This window comes from Streptomyces apricus (assembly GCF_008369065.1).
GTDB lineage: Bacteria > Actinomycetota > Actinomycetes > Streptomycetales > Streptomycetaceae > Streptomyces > Streptomyces apricus.
Genome location: NZ_VDFC01000089.1, coordinates 19,429 through 41,222, shown reverse-complemented (window position 1 = coordinate 41,222; position 21,794 = coordinate 19,429). Strand labels below are relative to the sequence as shown.

Sequence of the window (21,794 nt, the reverse complement as noted above, 5' to 3'; positions counted from 1 at the left end):
GACGTTCTTCGGGCTGCTCACGCAGGCCGATGACCGCGGCCGGTTCCGCGACCAGGCCGCGGTCATCGCCGGCCTGCTGTGGTCGCTGCGCCCCGACCACGGCCCCATGGGCGTCGATGACGACCTCAGCCAGCTCCAGGAAGCCGGGCTGATCTGCCGCTACGAGGGCGGCGACGGCAAGCGGTACCTGCACCTCGTCACCTTCGCCCGCCACCAGAAGATCAACCGGCCCAGCGGCGTACGCCACCCCGACTGCCCGCACCACGACCTGGGCCACCTCGGCCCTGTCCGTAAGCCCGCACCGAGGACTCATGGAGGGCTCCCGGAGCACTCCATGAGCCCTCACGGAGGCGGGGAGTCGATCCCGCCCGTCGAAGAAGGCGCTGGTCAGCGGACACTCCGTGAGTCCTCATCGCTGGCTCACGAACGGCTCACGGAGGGCTCCGTGAGCCCTCACGGTCCGGATCTAGGACCTAGGAACATGGATCTAGGATCTTCCCCTTCGGGGGGCGCAAGCGCCCCCGCGCCCGCAAGCGTCTCGGCGCAGGATCTGATCGGCGAGTATGTCGCCGCGTGTGCCCAACGCCCGCCGAGCAGCTTCCTGGGACACCTGGGACGCGAAGTGGGCAACCTGCTGGCCGAGGGCATCAAGGCCGACCACATCCGCGCCGCGCTCATCCGGCAACGGGCCAAGGGAGTGCACCCCAGCGTGCTGCCCAGCCTCGTCAACGACGTGATGAACACGCCCACGCGCAGCACCGTCCCGAGCCGGGCCTGGACCAACCCGGCCGATGCCGCAGCGGCTTACGGAGGCCAGCTCTGAACACCACCACCGGCACCCGCAGGCGCCCGCCGCAGCCCGTCGGCACCATGACGGACCGCCTCGAAGCCATCCTCACCGCCCGCGGCCTCGACCCCACAGCCACAGCAGCACCGCCACCGCCGGAGGAACCGGTCAGCGCCGTGGAGTTGGCCGACAGACGCATCCCCGCCCGCTACCGCGGCGCCCTCGCCGACCACCCGCAGATCACCGCCTGGGCCACTCAGATAGCCCGAGCAGGACGCCCAGGTCCGGGCGGTGCGCCCGGCATCTGCGAGGGAGGCTCCCTGCTGATCGTCGGGCCCACCGGCACGGGCAAGACCCATCAGGCGTACGGCGCCATCCGCACCCTCCTGCACCAAGGCGTGCGCCTGCGCTGGGAAGCCACCACCAGCGCCGACCTCCACGCCCGCCTCCGCCCCCGCACCGGGCACGACAGCGAACGCGAGCTGCAGATGCTGGCCCGCTGCCCGCTGCTGCTCCTGGACGACCTCGGCGCGGCCAAGACCAGCGAGTGGACCGAGGAGCTGACCTACCGGCTCATCAACCACCGCTACGAGCACCTGCTCCCCACCCTCATCACCACCAACCTCCCCACCGCCGAACTCCGCACCACCCTCGGCGACCGCGTCGCCTCCCGCCTCGCAGAGATGACCGAACGCATCATCCTCACCGGCCCCGACCGCCGCCGCGAAGACCCCGCCTAGACCCACCGAAGCCCGCCATCCCTGCAGCCAGCCGGTCGGCGTCTGCGCACAGACCATCCTGTCCGGGGACCGACAGCCTCCAGCAACGGGGACCGACGGCGCCTCACGGGGACCGTCCCGACGGCGCACTTCGGGGACCGGTCCCTGATCGAAGCGGGGACCGGTCCCGGAGCCGAACACGGCACCGCACGGGGACCGGTCCCCAACGGACTAATCGGACCGGGGACCGGGGACCGGGACAACGAGCAGGTCAACGCCTCACAAGAGCACCCTCGGTCCCCGCAGCACACCCGGGGACCAGCCATGCGGGGGCCGGGGACCGACGCCTTTGGCGCCTGTCGGGACCGATAAACGCGGGGACCGGCTGGTACCACGGTCCCCTCCAGCGGGGACCGGCCCCGGGGACCGTTCTCCGGGACCGGGGGAAGAAGGCCGGCCCCCACGGTCCCCGATCCGGTGCATCCCCGCGGGACCGTCCCGGCCCCGGCTGCCCTCTCTCACTCCCCCGGCCACCACAAACCCGGTCCTCGCCTCAAATACTTTGCCAAGGAGCTTCCATGCAGCAGCGTCACTCTCAGACGACCGACGACGCGCACCAGAACGCAACCTCCCCAGCCCCAGGCGGAGCAAGTTGGGGCGGAAGCGTAGCTTCCACCGACCCCGTCCCAGGAGGGGCGGGGGGTGACCTGCACCGGGAGGCGCAGGTCTCGGCTTCGACCGAGGGCGGATCGAAGCCGGGGCAGGAGGAGAAGCCGATCAAGCGCCGCAGTCGCCGCGAGCGCGCCGACCGTGCCCGTCAGCGTCCACGTCAGCCGCGCGAGAAGAAGCGCCTGCACCAGCCCAATGCGCGCTTCAACGACGACGAGTTCGCCGTGATCAGGTCCGCCGCCGCCCGCTGCAGCCTGTCCGTCGCCGGCTTCCTCGCCCGCTCCGCCCTCGCCGCTGCCCGTGACCTCGATCGCACCAGCGCGGAGATAGCCGACGAGCGGGAAGTGATCACCGTCCTGTTCGACAGCCGTCGCAAGCTCAGCTGGGCCGGCAGCAACCTCAACCAGGCGGTCAAAGCCCTCAACTCCGGTGCCCAGGACACCCCACAACTATGGACAGCCATCACCGCCGTGCGGCGCGCCGCCGACACCGTCCACGAAGCCTGCACCCGACTGATCGAACAGCGCACTTCGTGATTCCCCGTGTTCACGCACCCGGCTCCCGGACGATCGGCCTGCTCACCTACCTCTACGGACCCGGCAAGCGCGAGGAGCACACCGACCCTCACCTCGTCGCCTCTTTCGACGGCATGTCCCCCGACCCGGGCCGCGACCCCAACGCCACACTCAAAAACCTGCAGACCCTCCTCGACCAGCCCGTCCAGGCACTGCCCGAGCACGCCCGCCCCGCCAAGCACGTCTGGCACACCTCCGTGCGCGCGACCGCGGACGACCGGACACTCAGCGACGAGGAATGGGAGCAGATCGCCCGGCGCATCGTGGCCGCCACCGGCATCGACCCCGGCGACGGCCGGCCAGGATGCCGCTGGGCCGCCGTGCGCCACGCGGATGACCACATCCACATCATCGCCACCCTGGTCTGCGAGGACGGCAGCCGACCCGACGACTACCGCTCCGGCAAACGCGCCCAGGCCGAATGCCGCCTGATCGAGAAGGAGTACGGCCTGCACCAGGTCACGCCCGGCGACGGTACCGCCGCCCAGCGGCCCACCAGCGCCGAGCGCCACAAGGCCGAACGCCTGGGCCGGGAACGCACCGCGCGGGAGGAACTGCGCGAGACGGTACGCCGGGCTGCGGCCGGCACGAAGAGCGAAGAGGAGTTCTTCGACCGGCTGGCCGCCGCCGGCCTGCTCATCCGCAAGCGGGCCGCACCCTCCGGAGACCTGCTCGGCTACAAGGTCGCCCTGCCCGACGACCGCAACAAGAACGGCCAGCCTGTCTTCTACCCCGGCGCACGCCTCGCGCCGGACCTGTCCCTCCCCCGCATCCGAGAACGCTGGACCATCGAAGCCCCCGCCCAGGACGCTGCCGGCACCCCGCTCGCCCCGGCCGACCGCGCGACACCGCTCACCGCAGCTGCCGCCCGCCGACGCACCGCCTCCACCGCCTGGCAGGCAGTCCTGGTCGTCGAACACGACGAAGACGCGGTGGTCGCCGGACACATCGCCGCAGCCGGTGAAGTCCTCGACGCACTGGCACAGACATCCGCCGCCCACACCCGCCACGCACTACGCGACGCAGCCCGCACGTTCGAACGGGCCTCGCGCTCCCACATCCGCGCCGAGCGGGGATACGACCACACCCTGCGCCAGGCCGCCCGCGACCTCATCCACGGCGGCCCCGCCCTCGGCCGCGGCGAAGACGGCGCGACGACAGCAATGGCGATCGACATGCTGTTCTTCCTCATCACCACAGCCGGCCACTGGCACGCCAAGAAGGGCCACCACCAGCAAGCAGCCGCAGCACACCAAACCGCAAAGCACCTGCGCACCGCCTACCAGAGCGCCGCCGCCCAACCCCTCGACAACCTGTACCGACACGGCCGGCTTCTGGGCCACGCCCGGCTGCGCCAACAGAGCATGGTGGTACACGAGGCGGTGCCGGAACTGGCGGAGCGAATCCTTGCCGAGCCAGGCTGGTACGCCCTCGCCGCCACCCTCGCCGACGCCGAAGCCGCCGGCCACAACCCGGCAGCCCTCCTGATCGACGCCACGGCACGACGAGAACTCGGCACGGCGGACTCCATCAGCGACGTACTCGTATGGCGACTACGCCGGGCCGCGGAGCTGCCCGCCAGCACAAGCGCCATCGCCCCCGACGCCCCCATCACACCGGCACCGCTAGCCTGGCCGGACCGACGAGCTCCTCGAAGGTCGCGACATCAACCATGACCTACGCTGCCGCCTGACCAAGGCGCCTACGCCACTGTGTCGGCCGTCGCAACAAGATCCACCGGACGCACCTGGTCCACGCCCGAACCGGGCTGCCGTCAACGCAAAAGCCAGAGACCCCGCAGGTTCCTCCACAGGGCCTCTGGTCTGCTGTGCACTCGGCAGGATTCGAACCTGCAACCCTCTGATCCGTAGGATCGGGCAGGCCGTTGGGCGGAGGTTCCGCCTTCCTCTCGGCTGATCGCTGACGGTGGTGATCAACGGCCTCTGTGTGGCGTCGTTGCCGTCAGGGTTGCCGTAAGCGCTGAACGGTGGCACCGACCAGCGCGACTCGCAGCATGTGCCGGACTCCAGGCCCTGCCCGGCAGGGGAGTAACAACTTTTCTCTACAGGTTCAAGGCGGCTCGCTCCGCTCCCCGCGCGCGGCCCGGCCCCCGGCCTGACCTGCGCTCCTGTCTACACCCCGCTCCAGCCCGGCCGGCGGCCGGGCTGGAGCGGGGTGTAGACAGGAGGTTCATGTCAGCGGAAGGTGGTAATAGGCACCTCCCGCTGCCCGGTTCATCAGGGCCCGTGGTCCGCGTACGGTGTGGCCCAGCGCAAGGAGAAGGAGGCCAAGGAGAAGAAGCGCAGGATACGCAAGAAGCGCTAGCTCCGGCTGACATCAACAGCACCGGACGTAGGTACCCATGCGCGGCCCAGCACGCACGCTCCGATCGGCCACGGGCCCTGACAGGCCGCGTTCGGATCGAACATCCTAAAGCGGGTGCCGCAGGTCTCGATCAGCCGAGGTAGGGCTGCTCACGCTGCTCCAGGAAGTGACGGATCCGGAGCCGCTGCGTGTGGTGCATCGGCAGTTGTGCAATCTCCGCCGGCTGCACGAACCGCAGCTCGGTGGACTCGTCCGAGATCTCGAGTTGGCCACCGACCACACGGGCGGTGAAGCAGACGTTGAACTGCCTGCGCACCTCACCGTCCGAGTAGGCGATGATGTGGCGTGGGTCGGTGTACGTGCCCACGAGCCCAGTGATCTCTACGTCCAGGCCCGTTTCCTCCTTCACCTCGCGAACAGCCGTTCCTGGGAGTGAGTCGGTCATCTCCATGCCGCCGCCGGGTAGTGCCCAGAGCTCGTTGTCCCGCCGGCGCTGGAGGAGGACGCGTCCCTCGTCGTCAGTGACCACCGCGGACGCGGCGACGACCAGACTGTTCGGCTTGGGAGCCTCTGGGTCATCGTAGTACTCGGTGCGTGCCATGATCACTTCTCTCGTACTGGCGTCGCGGTTGCCCAGACCGCGCCGAAGCTGTTTGCGTAGGTGTCGAACATGCCGCCTTCCCCGTTTCGGCGTAGGTGCCAGACAGGGGCGCTGTAGGCGTTCACGCCCCAGACATGGGCGTTGACCAGTGCCTGGTCATCGGCCCGGTAGATCGAGTTGTAGAGCGTCGTGGGGTGAGTCCGTACCTCAATGCCCGGTACCCCGATAAGGGGGCGGTAGTGCATCAGTGCGAGACGGCACCGGGACTGGATTCCGTGGCCGAACTTCTCTTCGTCGCCGCGCTGTTGGACGTTGGGGCTGTCCGCGTCACCGACTGCGATGCGGACCGCGCAGCCTTCGGCCACCCGTTCCTTCAGGAGCTCATTGAGCCGCGGGTACGCCTCGTGTAGGAACACGGCGGCGTACACCAACACGTCGATCTGCTCGCGTGCCTGGGTCAACATGTCCACGAAGGTGGAGACGGGGATGTCGGCACGCTGGTCGTAGAGGGCTACAAGTTCCGGACTGACGGCGCGGGCGGGGCGTGCCTGCCTGAGCGATGGCCATAGAGCGTGCACGTCTTCTCCTAGCGTCTCTGCTGCCAACATGGCCGTGGCACGACGTGGCGTACGCCCCAGGTTGACCCATCGTTCGACGGACTTGGGATCGACTTCGACCTTGCCCGCGAAGGCGTTGTACGTCCAGCCGCCGGCCGCCATGGCCGCACGTAATCTCTCGTTTGCCATTTCAATCTCTCCTAACAACCGGGGACGGCACTAGGGACGTTCTACCCGACGCGGGACGTCCCCAAGTGGTGTTTGTCCGTGGTTCCGGCGTCCTGGTGGTCGGCAGGAAGCTCCTTGGCATGGCGAGCAATCAGCAGACCAGACCAGGCATCGGCGAGCTGGCGAAGGACAGTGCCCGTGGACGTATCGGCGTCGTCATGGGTGAGGTCGGTGGCCGTGTGCAGATACGCCCAATCGGAGGCGGCAGGGAGTGGGACGCCATGCCGGACAAGGTGGCGGCACTCAGCGCGCGCGAGGAACTGAGCGCGCGCCTGGCCGTGAAGAACGACAACAGCCGGGTCGGGCTGTGATGCGCGCCATCGGCCGGTGTACCGGGCTCCTGTTCATCATCTGCATCAGCGGTTCGTGCGGCTTGGTGATCGGCATGACCCTCAACCTCGGCCAGTAGACCGGCCGCCCCGAACGGGTGGCCATGTCCCGGCTCCCCGTCCCCGTTCGGGGCCAGCCTCGAAGCCTTCTTCCCGGTCGTCTATGAGCCGAGCTCGGCGGCCGGAGTGGAGGTGTCCACTACGCACCCCCTCACACCAGGAGATACGCATGACGGCAACAGCGAACGACCAGAGGACCGGCCGCATGGTGGCCGGCGAGGACCTGTTCGAGAGCCTGGCCCACTTCGTGGTCGTCCACGACGGGCAGTCGCCCGAGCGTGCCGAGCGGATCGCGGACCAGGCGGTCGCCTTCCTCGTCACCGCGGCTACCGCCAGCGTCGCCATGGTCCCGTCGGACGACGTGGACCTTGGCCTGCACGCGCTCATCCTGCACACGAAGGAGTACGCCGGGCTGTGCGAGCAGTACGCGGGACGCTTCCTGCACCACAACCCCAAGCCGGGCGGAGGAGGGCGCGATCCGAAGATGGTCGCCGCCTCGGCGCACGCCATGAAAGCCGCTGGGTTCATGGTCTTCAACGACCTGTGGACCGTGAACGGCGAGAACCTCGCGCAGTGCGACGCGGACTGCGGCCGACCGTACGGCCAGGCGTAGCTCACAACGACGACAGCGACACGGCCGGCCTCTGCTCGTGGCCGGCCGTGCTCGCCAGGAAGGAGAAAAACCTTGTCCGGCTCGCCCCCTGAGCTGCCGGCCGTGCTGCGTGATGCGCTCACGCCCACAGCTCACTACCTGATCATCAACCGCCGGGGCTCCGTGGTCTGGGAAGTCGAAAACCCCCGGGGTCACTACGGGGTGAAGGTCGGCTACCCGATCGAGGCCATGGCTGATTGGGCTGCGCAGCCCTGGACCGCTCTCGCCCCCGCGCGTGAGGGCGCCGTGTTGCATCGTCTCGGCTTCGAGGACGTCGCATACGGCGAGTGGGAGCAGGGAACCTGGAACTTCCAGCCGTGGCGGGAAGGGCCGGACCTGTACCGGCTGTGGGAGCCCTGCCGTAAGCGGGACTCATCCATCGCACCCCACGCCGGCGTGGCGCTGGGATGCGTCGAAGCGCTCGCCGAACTACACGCGAAGGGCTGGGCCCACGGGGACATTCAGCCCGCCCACTTCATCATCGGGCCCGAACGCACCCATCTCATCGACCTCGCCCTGGCTCGGGGCGGACAGGTGCCCCCGGGATACGACTTCCCGTTCCGCGGCTGCCTGGTCCACTACGAGGCACCGGAGATCGCACGCAGCGTACTCGCCACCGGAGAGGCAGAGCCGACCCAAGCAGCCGACATCTACGCGCTCGGTGCGTCCCTGCTCATCTCCGCCACCGGATGGCGGGCAGTCGAGTATCCGGACGACGCTCCCCGCTCCGTACAGAGAGAGGCGGTGGCGAACGGCCGACGCCGCCCCGTGAAGGTGCCCGGTGAACTGGGCGACCTGGTCGACGCCATGCTCAGCCACGCCCCAGAGGACCGGCCCACCATTTACGAGGTGGGCAAAGCCCTGAAATGATCTGCACATCAGACCGGACCGCCCTCAGCCTGGACAGCATTCCGGGTGGTCCGGTCTTCGACATTCTCTAAGCCACCATGCACGCCGGCTCCCTCCAGCTCTACCGCGCCGTAGAGCCGGAACGGCTCATAACTGGTGCTACGCCCTGAGCTCGAACCGCACGTCGAGTGGGCGGACCGGTTCCAGGCCCGGACCCTGCTTGAGCGCACAGTCGCCTCCGGCTGACCCAACATGCCCCGTCGGGCCGCAATCATCAGTCCCGGCTCCCCCTATGGCCGGCGGATCACGTGGGCTGCGGCCCGACGGCCCCACCCCTGCATCAAGGAATCGCACTCTCATGTCCTTCTTACCCGCACCAGACCAGTGCGCCGCCGTTGCCCTCCCCGCTCTCTCACACCAGGAGCCCGCCGATGCGCTCTCCTGACATGAACTTGACGATTCCGCACCCTGCCGGTCGGGATGCCGACCTGCGCGTCACCTTGGAGGATCTGCGGCTGAATCGGTGGCTGTCCACGAAGGAGCTGCTCGCCAGGACGGATTCCTGGGCATTGCGGTGCAGTCGCAGTCAGGTCCTGGGCCGCGCGGCGGTGGATACCGAGGCGATCGAGATGTGGGCCGCGGAAGAGCCCGAGGACTGGAACGCCTGGATGATGCGGGCCCGCGTGCTGAGCGAACGCGTGGTCCTCGCCCACCGCAACGGTGTCTCCCGGCCGCAGCTGATGCAGGCCATCCTCAAGGCCCGTTACACATGCAGCGCGGCCGCGGAGTGGAGGGATGATCCGGTGCCGCCGCTGTGCTTCATGACGCTCGCACAGGCCGACGACGACCCCAGGCGGCCGCACAGCCCGCTCAACTGGATCGCGCGTGAGGACCTGCTGCCGCCGGGGCCCTGGCGGCTGCTGGACGCGGTGCATCAGCGCGATGCGCACAACCGTGAGGCGTTCCACCGGATGCTCGCCGTCTTCCGCGCCCGCGGCAACGAGCTGATCACTTTCGCGCAGTGGGTGGCGTCCAAAGCCCCTGTGGGGTCCCCGTTGAAGGTTCTGCCGCTGTACGCCTTCGTCGATCAGTACCGCAAGCAGTGGGCGACGCGGCAGACCGCCCGTGTGCTGGCGTACTGGGTCACCGAGGACAAAGCCCACTACGCCCGCACAGCGCTGCATGAGTGGTTCGAGCCGACGCAGCCCGCGCTGGGGCAGCCCGACACCCGCTCCCTGCTGGACCTCAACCACCTGGCGCACGCCCTGACAGCCACCGGCGTAGGCCATGCCGGCCCGGTGTTCGAGGCGATCGGCCCGCACGTGACCACCGCGCCGTGGGCCCAGGTCGCCCACGAACCGCAGGAGTGGCAGGAGGAATTCCTCAAAGCCCGCCGCCCCGCCCTGAGATCCAGGAGCCGATGACCGTCCGAGGCCCACCCTCCGAAGCCGCGGACCCTTGAGCTCGCCCTTCTCTCCTCCAACTCCTCCAAGTCACCCAAAGGACTTTTCCGTTGCACTTACCACCCGCACCACGCCATCTCACCCCTCCTCCCTTCTCTCCCGAGGTGCCTGATGTCGCACAGACGATCAACTAGCCGCCGCCTGCTGGACGACGACGCGGCGCTGCGCGGGCACGGCTACACGCCCGAGCTCAAGCGCGGCATGGGCGGCTTCGGGAACTTCGCGATCAGCTTCTCGGTGATCTGCATCCTGGCCGGCGGGATGACCCTGTTCGGCTACGGCCTCACCACCGGCGGTCCCGCCGTCATGCTGTGGGGCTGGGTCGGCATCGGCGCCATGACCCTCATCCTCGGCGCGTGCCTGGCCGAGGTCACCTCCGCCTATCCCACCTCGGGCGGCCTGTACTACATGGCCCACCGCCTCGGCGGCCCGCGCTGGGCCTGGGTCACCGGCTGGCTCAACCTCCTGGGCCTGCTCGGCGCGATCGCCGGCATCGACTACGGCTGCGCACTGTTCGTCGGCGCGTTCGCCAACCTGCAGTGGGGACTTGAGCCCACGCCCGAGACGACGATGCTGATCTTCGCCGGCATCCTGCTGCTGCACGGCACCCTCAACACGCTCGGGGTGCGCCTGGTGACCGTGTTGAACTCGATCTCGGTGTGGTGGCAGCTCGCCGGCGTCGCACTGATCGTCGGCGCGCTCACCCTCGCCCCGGGCGAACGCCAGAGCGCCGGCTTCGTCTTCACCCATTTCAACAACGGCACCGGCTTCGACAACCCCGTGTACGTGGCCGCGCTGGGCTGTCTGCTGGCGGCGTACACGTTCTGCGGCTACGACGCCTCCTCCCACCTGTCGGAGGAGACCAAGGGCGCACAGATCGCAGCACCCAAGGGCATCGTGCGCGCCATCGCCTGGTCCTGGGCAGCCGGGTTCGTTCTGCTGGCCGGACTGCTGTTCGCCATCGAGGACTACGCGGGCACCCTGGGCACCAGCACCGGGGTGCCGCCCGCGCAGATCTTCATCGACGTCCTGGGCACCGGCGTGGCCAAGGGACTGCTCCTGGTCGTGATCGTCGCCCAGCTGTTCTGCGGGAACGCGGAAACAGCCGCCGCCTCCCGCATGGTGTACGCGTTCTCCCGCGACGGAGCCCTCTACGGTTCCGCGACCTGGCGCCGCGTCAGCAGCCGCACCAAGACCCCCGTCCCCGCGGTATGGCTGTCCGTCGGTGTCGCGCTGCTGTTGGCGCTGCCCAGCCTGTACTCGCCGACCGCCTACGCCGCCGTCACCGCGATCAACGTCATCGGCATCACCCCCGCCTACGTCATCCCCGTCTACCTGCGGCGCCGCCACCCCGACAAGTTCGTGCCGGGCCCCTGGCACCTGGGCGCCTTGAGCAAGCCGCTCGGCTGGATCTCGGTGGGCTACGTGAGCGTGCTGACCGTCGTCTTCTGCCTGCCGCAGGCTTCCCCGATCACCGTGCAGTCCTTCAACTACGCCGGCATCGCCCTCGCGGTGGTCCTGCTCATCGCGTGGCTCACCTGGATCACCAAAGGCCGGCGCTCTTACAAGATCCCGCCACTGGGAACCGAAGCCGAAACCGTGGCACTGTCCGAAGGCGTGCTGTGATGACCCACGAGAGCGAACGGAACGACCTGCCCGTCCTGACGGCGGGCTCCCAGCAGCCGGGAAACCTGATCCGCCTGGTGGAAGAGGGCGAGATCACGACCGTGATGCTCGCGGTCCCCGACATGCAGGGCCGCCTCAAGGGCAAGCTCCACGACGCCCGCACGTTCCTGGACCGCTTCGAGTCGAAGATGTGCGCCTACGTCCTGGCCACCGACTGGGACATGAACCCACAGCCGGGATACTCCCTCACCGACTGGGACGACGGATTCCAGGACCTGCACCTCGTCCCCGACCCGAAGTCGATCCGCCGGCTGCCCTACCTGCCCGGCACCGTCCTGGTCCACGGCGACGCCGTCCACCACGGCCGGCCCATCGACATCGCCCCGCGACAGATGCTCCGCCGGCAGATCGCGGAGCTGGCCTCCCTCGGGTATCGGGCCAAGGTCGGCATCGAGAGCGAATTCCTGCTCTACAAAGGCACCCCAGCGCAGGCCCGGCGCCGCGGATACCGGGGACTCGCCCCCGTCTCGCCCTACAACCTCGACTACGCCCTCGACCACCCGCCCGCCCTGAGCGCCTTCTTCCACGACCTCCGCGAAGCACTGCACGCGGCCGGCTGCCCGCCCGAGGCGATCAAGACGGAAGGAGCACCCGGCCAGATCGAGGTGACCTGGCCCTACGGGGACCCGATGACGGCCTGCGACATCTACACCGTCCACCAGCACGCGGTACGCCACCTCGCCGCACAGCACAAGATGACGCCCACCTTCATGGCCGCCCCACAGACCGGGATCGGCAGCGGCCTGCACCTGCACGTCTCCCTGTGGCGCGATGAGGAGGACTCGGCGTTCTGGATGGAGCAGGGCAGTGACCTGCCCGAACCACTCCAGTACTCCGTCGCCGGGCTCCTCGACGCCCTGCCGCACCTGGCACCGCTGTACGCGCCCACCGCCAACTCCTACAAGCGCTACCGCCCACACTCCTTCGCCCCCACCCGCTTCACCTGGGGACACGGCAACCGCACCTGTGCCATCCGTATCACCGGCGAGGAATCGAACCCGCACCTGGAGAACCGCGCCCCGGGCGCCGACGCGAACCCCTATCTGGCCCTGGCCGCAACCCTCGCCGCGATCGTCCACGGCCTCCGCAACCAGCCGAAGCTCCCGGACTCCTGCACGGGCGACAGCTACCAGGACACCGAGGTACGCGAGATGCCGTACAGCCTGGAGGAGGCAACCACTGACTTCGCCAGCAGCCGCATTGCGTCGGCGGCATTCGGCCCCGACGTGATGGACCACTACATCCATGCCGCCGAACTCGAACACACCGCCCTCGCGTTCGAGGTGACGGATGCGGAACTGGCGAGGGGGTTCGACCGTGCCTGAGCAGGAGGAAAAGGCCAATCCGCAGGCCGCCGAACATCAGCCGGTCACGCCGCACACGCAAGGCAGGGCCCGTATGCCGCACAAGACGATCCTGAACCAGCTCCTTCCTGTGCTGCTGCTCGGCAGCGTGGTGCCGCTGCTGCTGGCCTTATGGTCCGGGACTCGGCCGGATCACAGCGCGGGAACACAGGCGTACCTCTAACAAGGGAGCCCCCCTAGGGCTTCTCTCATGCCGGCGACGGCCCGTGCCGTCGCCCAGGGTGGTGCCCGATGTCGGTGCCGGGCATCACCCACCCCACCCCGTTGGAAAGGCCCCATGCGCATCTCGTTACCTCGCCGCTCCCGTTTCGTCGGTTCGCGGCCTGTCTCATCTGCGGCTCGCCTGACTTTGGACGCGAGTGTCCTGCTCGTCCTGGCCGCTGGGCCCACCGTCCTGCTGGCCGTGATGGACAGTGGATATCAGTTCGCCGACGTGACATGGCCCCTCGGCACCGGCGACCTCTACGCCGCCGTGTACCGCGCTGCCGCGTTGTTCCAACTGCTGTGGCTCGGGGCGCTGGTGTTGCTCAGGATCGCGGTGTCCGGCCGCAGTCCCGAACGAAAAACCGTCATGTTCCTGCCGCTCGTCGCCCTGGCCGTACCGGTCACGGCAGGGCCCGTGATGCAGCAGTTGCAGCTGCCCGGGATGAACGTCACCACCGGTCTGCTGCTGCGTACCGTCCTGCTGGCCTGGCTCGCCTGTGAGGTCTGCCTGCACCACGGCATCCCCCTGTCACGCTCCCTGAGCAGCGATGAACGTCTGCACCGCTGGCGCACCGCGGCGGGGCACACCGAGAAGGTGGGAATCTACTGCGCCATCGGGACCACGCTCACGATGGCGGCCGTCCTGATGCTGCGCTGGATCGGGCCCGACGGGATGCCCGTCATGCGGACCTCCCAGACAAGCGCCCTGGGCGCCGACAGCCCCACCGACCTGTTCCTCACACTGCCCTGGGTCATCGTCCTGGAAGGCGTCGTGATCGGCACCGTCGCTCTCCTGCTGCACACCGCCGGGCGTCCCACCTGGCAGATTTACACGACCGTCGCCGTCCCCGAGATCATCTTCCACGCCTACTTCGGCGTTCCCGCGGTGCTGATGGGCGTCTACGCGCTGCTGTGCACCCGCTTCTATCTGCGGTACCACCGCCTCGGCCCGCTACTGCTCGGACACGCCCTCTACGACGTGATCGGCCTGCTCCTCGCTTATCTGCCGTTCCTCTACCGCATCGCCCTCGGCTTCGCACTCATGACTGCCTGCACGGCTGTTGAACGCTGGCTGCCCAAGAAGAAGCCACTCCACCCTGCCCTCGACAAGGAGCTGTCCCTGTGACGATCACCTCCGCGCGACCCGACGCCCCGTCCGCCATCCCGGAGTTCCTGGAACTCGAGATCACCGGACAGTGTCAGCTCACCTGCCCAAAGCTCTGCTACGCAAAGTCGGGCCCCACCAACGGGCACGGCGAGATGTCCACCGACGACTGGAAGCGGCTCATCAGCGACGCTGCCACGGTCGGCGTGAAGAAGGTCCAGTTCATCGGCGGGGAACCGACTCTTCACCCCGACTTCGAGGCGCTGGTGAACCGCGCCCTGGTACTCGGTCTCGGCGTGCAGGTCTACAGCAACCTGTATCGCGTCAAGCTTGAGCACTGGGAGCTGTTCATGCGCCCGCGGGTGACGGTGGCGACGTCGTACTACAGCGACGATCCTGCAGAGCATGAGCGCGTCACCAACCGCAGGGGCTCGCACGCCGCGACCCGCGCGAACATCGTCGAGGCCCTGCGCCACCGTATCCCGCTGCAGGTCGGCATCGTCGAGGTCTTCGAAGGGCAGCGCACCGCGCAGGCCCGAAAGGAGCTGCTCGCTCTCGGCGTCCGTACTGTGGTCACCGACCGGGTGCGCAGTGTGGGCCGCGGCGAGGTCCACATCCCGAGTACCGACGACCTGTGCGGCCGGTGCGCGAAGGGCCGGGCGGCCGTGATGACCGACGGCACCGTCACCCCGTGCGTCCTCGGACGGTTCCTGCCCACAGGGAACGCGAAGACCGACGGGCTCGCCGCCGTGTTCGGTGGACGAGCCTGGGCGGACACGGCAGCACGCATCCCGGCACGCACGGACGCCTGTGACCCGGCCTACTGAGGAAGAGGAGGAGCCGACGGTGACGTGGGTGGCACACGCCCGGACCCTGGCACGGGAGATCATCCGCCCGGAATCACGCTGGCACTCGGCCCTGGCCGAGGTGCCGCGGCATCAGTTCGTCGTCAACTGGTGGGAAAGGCAGGGCGAGAGCTGGGCGCTGCGCAGCGGCCCCGCCGACCCGCCGGCCTGGATGGCGACGACCTACAGCGACCAGACACTCGTAACCCGGATCGGCACCTCCCACGCAGACAGGGCCCGGCCCGGCGATGCCCTGTCCGACGGCACGCCGACCTCCTCGTCGACGCTGCCCAGCCTCCTCGTACGGATGTACCGGCACGCGATGATCAGCGACAACGACCAGATCCTGGTCACAACAGGCAGCGGCTACGGCACCGCCCTGGCATGCGTACGACTCGGCGACAACTACGTCACCAGCATCGACGTCGACGAACACCTGGTACACACCGCCCAGGACCGGCTCAGCCTGCTCGGCATGCGCCCGCAACTCGAAGTCTGCGACATCACCGGCCCACTGCCCAGGAAGTACGACCGCATCGTGTCCACACTGTCCATACGATCCGTGCCCGCCTCCTGGCTCCAGGCGCTACGGCCGTGCGGCCGGCTCGTGACGACGATCGCCGGCACCGGCCTGATCCTCACCGCCGACAAAACATCGGACGGCGGCGCCACAGGCCGCATCGAATGGGACCGGGCCGGATTCATGCCCGCCCGCCACGGCGCCGACTACGAACCGCTTCCCACCGACGCCTGGAAGCAAGCCACCGAAACAGAAGGAGGAGAGTCCTACACCAGCCGGTACCCACTGCTGTACCCCCCGGACGCCTGGGACGTCATGTCGATGCTCGAACTGAAAATCCCCGGAATCCAATACCACCGCTCCGAGGAGAAGGGCCTTCGAACGGTGGTGTTGCGGCACCCCGACGGGTCATGGGCCCGCGCCGACACCGCAGACTTCCTCACTTCACCAACCGTGCACGAAGGCGGCCCGCAACGGCTGTGGACGGAACTGGAGAAGATCCGCAACCGTCTCAACCGCGAAGGCACGCTCCCCCTCTACGGCGCCCGAGTCACGATCACACCAGAGGGTGAAACGACGCTGACCCGCGGAGCCTGGACAGCGACTCTGTAGCTACCTGCTCAGGGCTCGCAGAGAATCAACATGTCGGTTTGATCTTCGTGGGGTTGCTGTTGTCGAGGAAGGCGGTGACGTCAGTGGGTGTCCGGAACCTGGCTGTCGAGGGTGGAATGGTGCAGCTGTGCCCGGTCAGGAGAGGCTGGACTTGGTGAACGACCCTGGTGAGGATGCTGGTATTGACTCCGAAGAGCTGGGCGAGGATATCTCGGATGCCGAGTTGGCGCAGGTAGAGCGCGGTGGCCAGGACTTTGTCGGAGGTGGTCAGTTCGTCTCTGGTCCCAGCGCCTTGAGCACGGATGCGCCCGCCCCCTCGTTGCCGGAGCCCTTCTCACTCACGTAACTCGTCGAGTTGTGAAGCGAGTCGGTTGACGAGTTCGTCCAGCGCCGGTCCGCCGGCCGGTCGTGGGGTCGTGGCTGCGCCGGCAGGAGGTCTGGTGCGGTCGAAGGACTGCCCCGTACCCGGGGGTCTCGGGGTACGGGGCGCCCTGCACGTGACCGGCTGAGGCAGGATCCGGCCCTTCGCGCAGTGATCCTCCCCCCGGGTCCGTGTTCCTCCTGAGGGGATGGGGAAGATCAGGAGCCGGGGTCCGGGGCCCTGATGCGGCCCCATCCTGCTGCGGGCCGTCCCTGCATATATTTACCCTTCGCGTGGCGGGCCGGATGCGGCCGTAGTCGCCATCTACGCCTGGTGCAGGTTTGCCGCGTACGGCAACGAATCGCACCGGCGTGGGCCTTCACCCGCGCAGGCCACGGCGATGCGCAACCGGTCCGACGGTGCGTCGTTCCCCGGCGCGCACCCGCGCACCCGCCTGCCCGTCGCCTCTTCCCGGCCGGTGGGATGCGGGAGAGGCAGAAGGGGAGACCAGGTTGGTGAGAGGGCGCTGCAGAGGTAGGGGGTGAACCCCCATCGGTGTCCGCGGCCCGCAGTTGGTGAACCGATGCGGCTTGCCTGTGACGGCTGACCTGGTAGGTCGTTCGGGTGGCGCAGGGATGTCGGGGCCGGGGGTCGCGGTGTCGGTGAGTGGTGCGGCGCGTAAGGMGAAGGGCGGCTCATCCTGTTTACGGGTGGGTGGTGTGCCGGGAAGTCTGGTCGGCGATCGCCCCGCCACGTCCAAAAGGATCACCGTGCCGTCTTCGTCCTCCGCCCGTGTGCGTGTCGTGGTCCGGCTGCGCGGGGAGCTGACCTTCGACAAAGCACCCCGTGTACGCAAGCGGCTGGGCAAGGCTCTGTCCCGGGCCCCGGATGTGGTGGAAGTCGACCTCGGCAAGGTCACCTACCTCGCCCCTGACATCGCCGCGCTGTTGCTGACCAGCGCCGTCACCGCCCGCCGGGCAGGTACGGGCTTTTCCCTCTCCCGTGCCGGTGACCGTGCCCTGCACACCCTTTGGGAACTGGGCATGCAGCACCTCACCGACACCCCCCTGAACCCCGGCCGCTGAGCCCCGCTCACGAGACGAGACAGCCCATGCCCTCTACCGACGGCCCCACTCCGCGCAGCGCCTGCGTACCCGAAGCCCTGGTGCAGCAGGTCCTCTCCGACTTCGACGCCTATGCCCGCATCCGCACCAACCGCGACAGCCTCCTGACCTCCGCCCGCACCGGCCCGCGCGAGGAAGAACACGCTTTCAGCCGCCTGCAGGACACCATCACCCAGCTACGCAACTGCCTGCGTTCCCGGTAGCAGACCGGTTCAACACACTGGTGGGAGCGCCTACCGCACCTCAGCCCTCAGCCCTCAGCCCTCAGCCGGGACAGACCCTCGGCCCGACTCACCGGCCGGGTGCGGACGGACCGTCGTGACGGCGCCCTGACGATCGCTCCCGCCACCTCAAGACGATGAGCTGCCGGTGGACATGCTCTGGCCTGGCAGGACGTCTGCGCACCGGCGAGGGCGGGCCACCCCGTGTCCTGCCTGCTGCCCTGTCCGATGCGCTCCCCCGCGACGTGCCCGATGGGGTGCCTCGTGTCCTCCCCGTGCGCCGCGGGCCGTCTGCGGACCTGGCAGCCGCGCTCGATGGAGGGCAGGGGGGTGGAGTCGTGCGGCGTGGGTGCGGCGGGGATAGGGACGTGTCCCGCGCCGGCGGTTCCTTGCCAAGGCGGGACACCGTCGCTCTCAGGTCGCGTGACGGTGCACGGCCCGGCCGCGTTGAGTGACCGGTTCCCTCGTCGTGGGTTCCTGGCCGGGTGTCGCGCTTTGCCGGAGCCGGGTGGTGACCCGGTACGCGTCGGGAAGTGGAATCCGGATCGGGGTGGCCCTGCCTTGGGGCGTAGCCTGGCAGAGGCGCAGACCGCGGGCCGGCCGGAGTGGCTGTGCCCCTAGTCGTCGAACGTGGACGGCGGTCTTGGCGCCTCAGTCCCCGGACCCTGGACTGTGTTCGGCCCCGCTTGGTCGTTTCACCATGGTGGTGAGGAGCGGAACGGTGCTCGGTCAGGGACACTCCAGCCGAGCGCCCGTGGCGGACCGGCCTCAGCCGGTTGGGAACACAGCTGGCTGGCGCTGCGCCTTCACGGCTGAAGAACGTGCCGCCTGAGCTGCTCGGCGAGTGCACCGGTGGTGCGGACGAGGTCTGGTGCGGGTGGTGGAGCGGTCTGTGGCTGCAGCCGTCGCGCACCGGTGTGGACAGGTGTGCCGACACTCGAACCTGGTAGGTAGGCCCTGTCCCTCGTGGGGCGGTGGGGTGAGGTCGGCCCCGATGGTGGTGGTGTGCGGGCGAAAGGCTGTTTCATGCCGGTGCAGGGTGCCGGGTTCGTTCAGGGGGTGTCGGTGCCGGTGGGTTCGAAGGTGCCGTCGAAGGTGTTGTCGATGACCTGCCGGGCGAGTTCGGTCAGGCGCATTTTGCGGGGGCGGGCGTAGGTGCGCATGGTGTCGAAGCTTGCGTCGAGGCTGAGGCCGTAGCGTTCGGAGAGGATGCCTTTGGCCTGTTCGATGATGACGCGGCTGGTGAGTGCTGCTTGGAGCTGGGCTTTTTCGAGGTGGCTCGTTTCGAGGGTGCGTTGCTGGAGCAGGGCGATGGTGGCGACGTCGGCGACGGCTTGTCCGATCTGGAGGTCGGAGTCGCTCAGGAGGCCGGGGCGGGTGTCGAAGAGGTTGACGGCGCCGATGACCTGGTGGCGCAGTTTCATCGGCAGGGCGTGGGTGACGGTGAAACCGGCCGTGCGGGCTTGGGCGGCGAAGGGGCCGAAACCCAGTGTGGCGGTCCTGGAGGTGAGATCGATGTTCAGCTGGGCCTGGCCGCTTCGGTAGCAGCGCACGCAGGGGCCCTGGTCGTGCTGGAGGGCGAAGAGTTCCAGGAGGCGGGTGGTCTCGTCGGAGGCGGCGATGAGCTGGAGCTCGTCGTGCTCATCGACGATCATGATGCCGGTTGCCTGGACGTCCAGGAGTTCGACGCAGCGGGTGGACAGCCGGTGCAGGAAGTCGATGACGTCGAAGTCGTCGGTGAGGGTGTCCACGGCCTCGACGAGGATGTCCAGCAGGCGTTGTTGGGTAGTCATCGGTTTCAGTCCTTGTCTGAGGACGGGACGGTCGTCCCACCCTTATCGTCCCGGAAGTGCAGGCGCCGGGCCACCACTTCTTCAGCGGTTTCGAGCAGGGGTTTCTCGGTGCGGTAGGCGTGCGCGCGCAGCAGGACCATGGCCTGGGCGAGGGAGACGTCCGCCTGGACGCTGATGATGCCGGTGGCCTGGTGGACGACGGCGCGGTGCAGCGTGGTGGAGGGTTCGGCCCAGACGAAGGACTGACGTTGCGCATCGTCTCGGATCAGTGCCGCGGTGATCGCGGCGCTCAGGATGAACGCGTCGTTCATCTGCGCGGCGTCCAGGGGGGCGGGGGTGGCGCGCTGCGCGGTGAACACGCCCAGACAGACAGCACCCAGGTGCAGAGGGAAGCAGAACAGTGCCCGGACACCGAAGCGTTCTGCTTCGGGCAGGAAAGCAGGCCATCTGTGCGGGTCGGTTCGCTGCAGGTCCGGCAGGGCGATCAGGCTGCGGTGGCGGCAGGCGTCCAGGGCCGGTCCCTCACCGAGGGTGTACTGGGCGTCCTCAAGGTCTGCGCTGCGGCCCGGAGTGGACCACACCAGTTCGGTCAGCGCATCGTCGCCGCACAGCGACACCGCGATCCCGTCCACCCCGAGCACGCGTGCGCACAGTGCCGGGTCACCGCCCAGGAGGTCGGAGCCGTCGCCTGCGGGCAGATCACGCAGGATGCGGGCCATCATCGCGCTTGTGCCCGTCATGTCACCGCTTCCGAGAACCACACATGGGCACCACCGAAGTCAGCAGCCCCGTTCCGTGTGCCGCACCACACGACCGGACGGCTACCACTTGTGCAGATAGTACGCGTAGGGCGTCTTCGTTGCTGCGGGCGCGGCTTGACTCCCCCAGGGGCACGAGGACACCGCTCCATCCCCCGGATGTCTTGAGCGATGTCCTCGTACGGGCCGTCCTCGCCGAGCGCCCGAGCGGCGCGGGATACCGTCGGGCGCGGCACGGCTGAGGACGCGGCTGGAGCGGATGGGTGAGCGAAATCGGCTCCAGCCTGCTCCCGGTCGCACAAAGGTCACGACCCGGGGGCAGGGGGCCCAGAAACCGACCGCCCATTCGCCCGGTCGCCCGGCTGCGACGGCTGTCGTCCTCCGCTCCCACCATAGACCCCTGACCGCCAGGACCAGCCGCGACTTCCGGCCGCGTACCTGGCGGCTGCTCACCCGCCCGCACCGGCCTTCACCGGCTTCTTCACCGACCGCCTCCGGGGCGTGGGAGCGGCCGTGAGGTGGGCCGGGCCGCACGGGGCCACCGTCCGGTGGGATCGAAAGAGCCCATCCGGGCTTTGAAGGTGGTCGCGTAGTGCGGGAACTGGCCGGTAAGGCGCAGTGCCCTCAGCAGGATGTGGATGCTGCGCTGACCGTAGACCAGGCGCACCTGCCCGCCCTCGTCCTGCCGCCTGGTCCGTACCTGGCACAGTTCGTGGATCGCGGCGCAGTCCATGAACGCCACCGCCCGCAGATCCACCACCAGCAGGAAGGGCGCCGCGGAAGAGCAGGAGGCGTAGGCGCAAGAGCCGGAGGGGGTGTTCAGCAAGAGAGCGAAGTCCGTTGCGGTGAACACATCGATCTCACCTTCCGCACGCACCACATGGCAGCGGCTCAGGGCTACCGGATCATGCACGTCTATGCCCGTCACGGACCAACTCCCGCTCGCACCCGCACGAAAACTGCCTTGCACGGAGAGAGTCGGAGTTCGACACGGGCCGCTGACCACCACCCTAGGAGCCGCACCGCCACGCGTCCCGCCGACAGCGTCGACCAGCTGAATATGCGCAAAATAGGCCAGTTCCGACAGCAAAAGGCGAGTCCTTGACAGATCCAGAAGCGGTAACGGATCGGAAGACCGGCGAAACGCCCCGACCCAGGCGGACGGACCTGCACCAGGGCGGCTGTGACGGCGTCGGACGGGACCACCGAAGCATCCCGAATCGGCCCCGGTCCGTGAAGACCGCCCTGTGTGCAGGCGACTGGCACCGCGGCCACTTGGCCGCACAGGCCGATCACGGGCGAAGTGGATCCAGGTCGCCCGGGACGGGGTCTTCCCACCGGGGCCCGCCGCACTCGCCTCGGTGGAGCCGGAGAAGGCCGCCGTAGC

The 21,794-nt window shown here is 68.7% G+C and carries 22 protein-coding genes and 1 pseudogene; 16 read left to right on the top strand and 7 right to left on the bottom strand.

Features of this window, described 5'->3' with window-relative positions:
* Positions 1–277: hypothetical protein (locus FGF04_RS41930; protein WP_223146446.1), on the bottom strand; the 277-nt coding region annotated here is incomplete at its 3' end.
* A 345-nt stretch (positions 278–622) separates the two neighbouring features.
* Here FGF04_RS41930 and FGF04_RS41925 point away from each other — a divergent pair.
* The 4 genes from FGF04_RS41925 to FGF04_RS37430 all read left to right on the top strand — a co-directional run bounded on the left by FGF04_RS41925 (position 623) and on the right by FGF04_RS37430 (position 4,426).
* Positions 623–823: a hypothetical protein gene (locus FGF04_RS41925; RefSeq protein WP_223146445.1), complete on the top strand. Its 201-nt coding sequence runs from the start codon at positions 623–625 to the stop codon at positions 821–823.
* Positions 824–870: 47 nt separating this feature from the next.
* Complete coding sequence (locus FGF04_RS37440; protein WP_149515852.1) at positions 871–1,527, top strand: ATP-binding protein; 657 nt, start codon at positions 871–873, stop codon at positions 1,525–1,527.
* Positions 1,528–2,084: 557 nt separating this feature from the next.
* Positions 2,085–2,711, top strand: a complete 627-nt coding sequence (locus FGF04_RS41510) for a hypothetical protein (RefSeq protein WP_235882697.1) — start codon at positions 2,085–2,087, stop codon at positions 2,709–2,711.
* A complete protein-coding gene (locus FGF04_RS37430) occupies positions 2,708–4,426 on the top strand; it encodes a relaxase/mobilization nuclease domain-containing protein (RefSeq protein WP_149515851.1) in 1,719 nt (572 codons plus the stop codon). Before FGF04_RS41510 ends, FGF04_RS37430 begins: the two co-directional genes overlap by 4 nt.
* Before the next feature lie 779 nt (positions 4,427–5,205).
* On the opposite strand, the gene FGF04_RS37425 is transcribed toward FGF04_RS37430, so the two are convergent.
* Positions 5,206–5,676, bottom strand: a complete 471-nt coding sequence (locus FGF04_RS37425; protein ID WP_149515850.1) for an NUDIX domain-containing protein — start codon at positions 5,674–5,676, stop codon at positions 5,206–5,208.
* Positions 5,677–5,678: 2 nt separating this feature from the next.
* Positions 5,679–6,422 (bottom strand): helix-turn-helix domain-containing protein, encoded by a 744-nt coding sequence (locus FGF04_RS37420; protein ID WP_149515849.1) that lies wholly within the window; start codon positions 6,420–6,422, stop codon positions 5,679–5,681.
* Positions 6,423–6,541: 119 nt separating this feature from the next.
* Between FGF04_RS37420 and FGF04_RS37415 the strand changes: the two genes are divergently transcribed.
* The 10 genes from FGF04_RS37415 to FGF04_RS37370 all read left to right on the top strand — a co-directional run bounded on the left by FGF04_RS37415 (position 6,542) and on the right by FGF04_RS37370 (position 16,150).
* Complete coding sequence (locus FGF04_RS37415; RefSeq protein ID WP_149515848.1) at positions 6,542–6,772, top strand: hypothetical protein; 231 nt, start codon at positions 6,542–6,544, stop codon at positions 6,770–6,772.
* A gap of 247 nt (positions 6,773–7,019) precedes the next feature.
* On the top strand, positions 7,020–7,463 hold the full coding sequence (locus FGF04_RS37410; protein ID WP_149515847.1) for a glycine-rich domain-containing protein: 444 nt from the start codon (positions 7,020–7,022) through the stop codon (positions 7,461–7,463).
* 72 nt (positions 7,464–7,535) lie between these two features.
* Positions 7,536–8,372 (top strand): protein kinase domain-containing protein, encoded by an 837-nt coding sequence (locus tag FGF04_RS37405; RefSeq protein ID WP_149515846.1) that lies wholly within the window; start codon positions 7,536–7,538, stop codon positions 8,370–8,372.
* 410 nt (positions 8,373–8,782) lie between these two features.
* A complete protein-coding gene (locus FGF04_RS37400) occupies positions 8,783–9,775 on the top strand; it encodes a hypothetical protein (RefSeq protein ID WP_149515845.1) in 993 nt (330 codons plus the stop codon).
* A 150-nt stretch (positions 9,776–9,925) separates the two neighbouring features.
* On the top strand, positions 9,926–11,440 hold the full coding sequence (locus FGF04_RS37395; RefSeq protein WP_149515844.1) for an amino acid permease: 1,515 nt from the start codon (positions 9,926–9,928) through the stop codon (positions 11,438–11,440).
* Positions 11,440–12,825: a glutamine synthetase family protein gene (locus tag FGF04_RS37390; RefSeq protein WP_149515843.1), complete on the top strand. Its 1,386-nt coding sequence runs from the start codon at positions 11,440–11,442 to the stop codon at positions 12,823–12,825. The genes FGF04_RS37395 and FGF04_RS37390 overlap by 1 nt, the downstream gene beginning before the upstream one ends.
* Positions 12,818–13,027, top strand: coding sequence for a hypothetical protein (locus FGF04_RS37385; RefSeq protein ID WP_149515842.1), 210 nt, complete (start codon positions 12,818–12,820; stop codon positions 13,025–13,027). Before FGF04_RS37390 ends, FGF04_RS37385 begins: the two co-directional genes overlap by 8 nt.
* Positions 13,028–13,270: 243 nt before the next feature.
* Positions 13,271–14,194, top strand: a complete 924-nt coding sequence (locus FGF04_RS37380; protein WP_223146444.1) for a hypothetical protein — start codon at positions 13,271–13,273, stop codon at positions 14,192–14,194.
* Entirely contained in the window at positions 14,191–15,000 is an 810-nt protein-coding gene (locus tag FGF04_RS37375; protein WP_149515840.1) for a radical SAM protein, read from the top strand. Before FGF04_RS37380 ends, FGF04_RS37375 begins: the two co-directional genes overlap by 4 nt.
* A 19-nt stretch (positions 15,001–15,019) precedes the next feature.
* Positions 15,020–16,150 carry a methyltransferase domain-containing protein gene (locus FGF04_RS37370; protein WP_149515839.1) on the top strand — a complete coding sequence of 377 codons (1,131 nt, stop codon included), beginning with the start codon at positions 15,020–15,022 and terminating at the stop codon, positions 16,148–16,150.
* Between the two features lie 25 nt (positions 16,151–16,175).
* Here the strand turns inward: FGF04_RS37370 and FGF04_RS37365 are convergent.
* Positions 16,176–16,580: pseudogene (locus FGF04_RS37365) on the bottom strand (transposase family protein); the annotation flags it as partial.
* 701 nt (positions 16,581–17,281) lie between these two features.
* On the opposite strand from FGF04_RS37365, the gene FGF04_RS40455 reads away from it, so the two are divergent.
* A complete protein-coding gene (locus FGF04_RS40455) occupies positions 17,282–17,596 on the top strand; it encodes an STAS domain-containing protein (RefSeq protein ID WP_188114387.1) in 315 nt (104 codons plus the stop codon).
* Between the two features lie 26 nt (positions 17,597–17,622).
* Positions 17,623–17,838, top strand: coding sequence for a hypothetical protein (locus tag FGF04_RS37355; protein WP_149515837.1), 216 nt, complete (start codon positions 17,623–17,625; stop codon positions 17,836–17,838).
* A gap of 1,070 nt (positions 17,839–18,908) precedes the next feature.
* Here the strand turns inward: FGF04_RS37355 and FGF04_RS37350 are convergent.
* The 3 genes from FGF04_RS37350 to FGF04_RS40450 form a co-directional block, all read right to left on the bottom strand.
* The gene (locus tag FGF04_RS37350) at positions 18,909–19,649 is read right to left on the bottom strand and encodes a GAF and ANTAR domain-containing protein (RefSeq protein ID WP_149515836.1); all 741 of its coding nucleotides are present in this window, start codon (positions 19,647–19,649) and stop codon (positions 18,909–18,911) included.
* Positions 19,650–19,654: 5 nt separating this feature from the next.
* Positions 19,655–20,389, bottom strand: coding sequence for a GAF and ANTAR domain-containing protein (locus tag FGF04_RS37345; protein WP_235882696.1), 735 nt, complete (start codon positions 20,387–20,389; stop codon positions 19,655–19,657).
* 499 nt (positions 20,390–20,888) lie between these two features.
* Entirely contained in the window at positions 20,889–21,335 is a 447-nt protein-coding gene (locus FGF04_RS40450; protein WP_188114386.1) for an STAS domain-containing protein, read from the bottom strand.
* Between the last annotated feature and the right edge of the window lie 459 nt (positions 21,336–21,794).

Bases quoted from the DNA above. Each gene is read 5' to 3' on its own strand.
- FGF04_RS37420 (WP_149515849.1), bottom strand. From the start codon at position 6,422: ATGGCAAACGAGAGATTACGTGCGGCCATGGCGGCCGGCGGCTGGACG.
- FGF04_RS37440 (WP_149515852.1), top strand. From the start codon at position 871: ATGACGGACCGCCTCGAAGCCATCCTCACCGCCCGCGGCCTCGACCCC.
- FGF04_RS37355 (WP_149515837.1), top strand. From the start codon at position 17,623: ATGCCCTCTACCGACGGCCCCACTCCGCGCAGCGCCTGCGTACCCGAA.
- FGF04_RS37400 (WP_149515845.1), top strand. From the start codon at position 8,783: ATGCGCTCTCCTGACATGAACTTGACGATTCCGCACCCTGCCGGTCGG.
- FGF04_RS37410 (WP_149515847.1), top strand. From the start codon at position 7,020: ATGACGGCAACAGCGAACGACCAGAGGACCGGCCGCATGGTGGCCGGC.
- FGF04_RS37415 (WP_149515848.1), top strand. From the start codon at position 6,542: ATGGCGAGCAATCAGCAGACCAGACCAGGCATCGGCGAGCTGGCGAAG.
- FGF04_RS37395 (WP_149515844.1), top strand. From the start codon at position 9,926: ATGTCGCACAGACGATCAACTAGCCGCCGCCTGCTGGACGACGACGCG.
- FGF04_RS37425 (WP_149515850.1), bottom strand. From the start codon at position 5,676: ATGGCACGCACCGAGTACTACGATGACCCAGAGGCTCCCAAGCCGAAC.
- FGF04_RS37380 (WP_223146444.1), top strand. From the start codon at position 13,271: ATGGACAGTGGATATCAGTTCGCCGACGTGACATGGCCCCTCGGCACC.
- FGF04_RS37350 (WP_149515836.1), bottom strand. From the start codon at position 19,649: ATGACTACCCAACAACGCCTGCTGGACATCCTCGTCGAGGCCGTGGAC.
- FGF04_RS37345 (WP_235882696.1), bottom strand. From the start codon at position 20,389: ATGACGGGCACAAGCGCGATGATGGCCCGCATCCTGCGTGATCTGCCC.
- FGF04_RS41510 (WP_235882697.1), top strand. From the start codon at position 2,085: ATGCAGCAGCGTCACTCTCAGACGACCGACGACGCGCACCAGAACGCA.
- FGF04_RS37390 (WP_149515843.1), top strand. From the start codon at position 11,440: ATGACCCACGAGAGCGAACGGAACGACCTGCCCGTCCTGACGGCGGGC.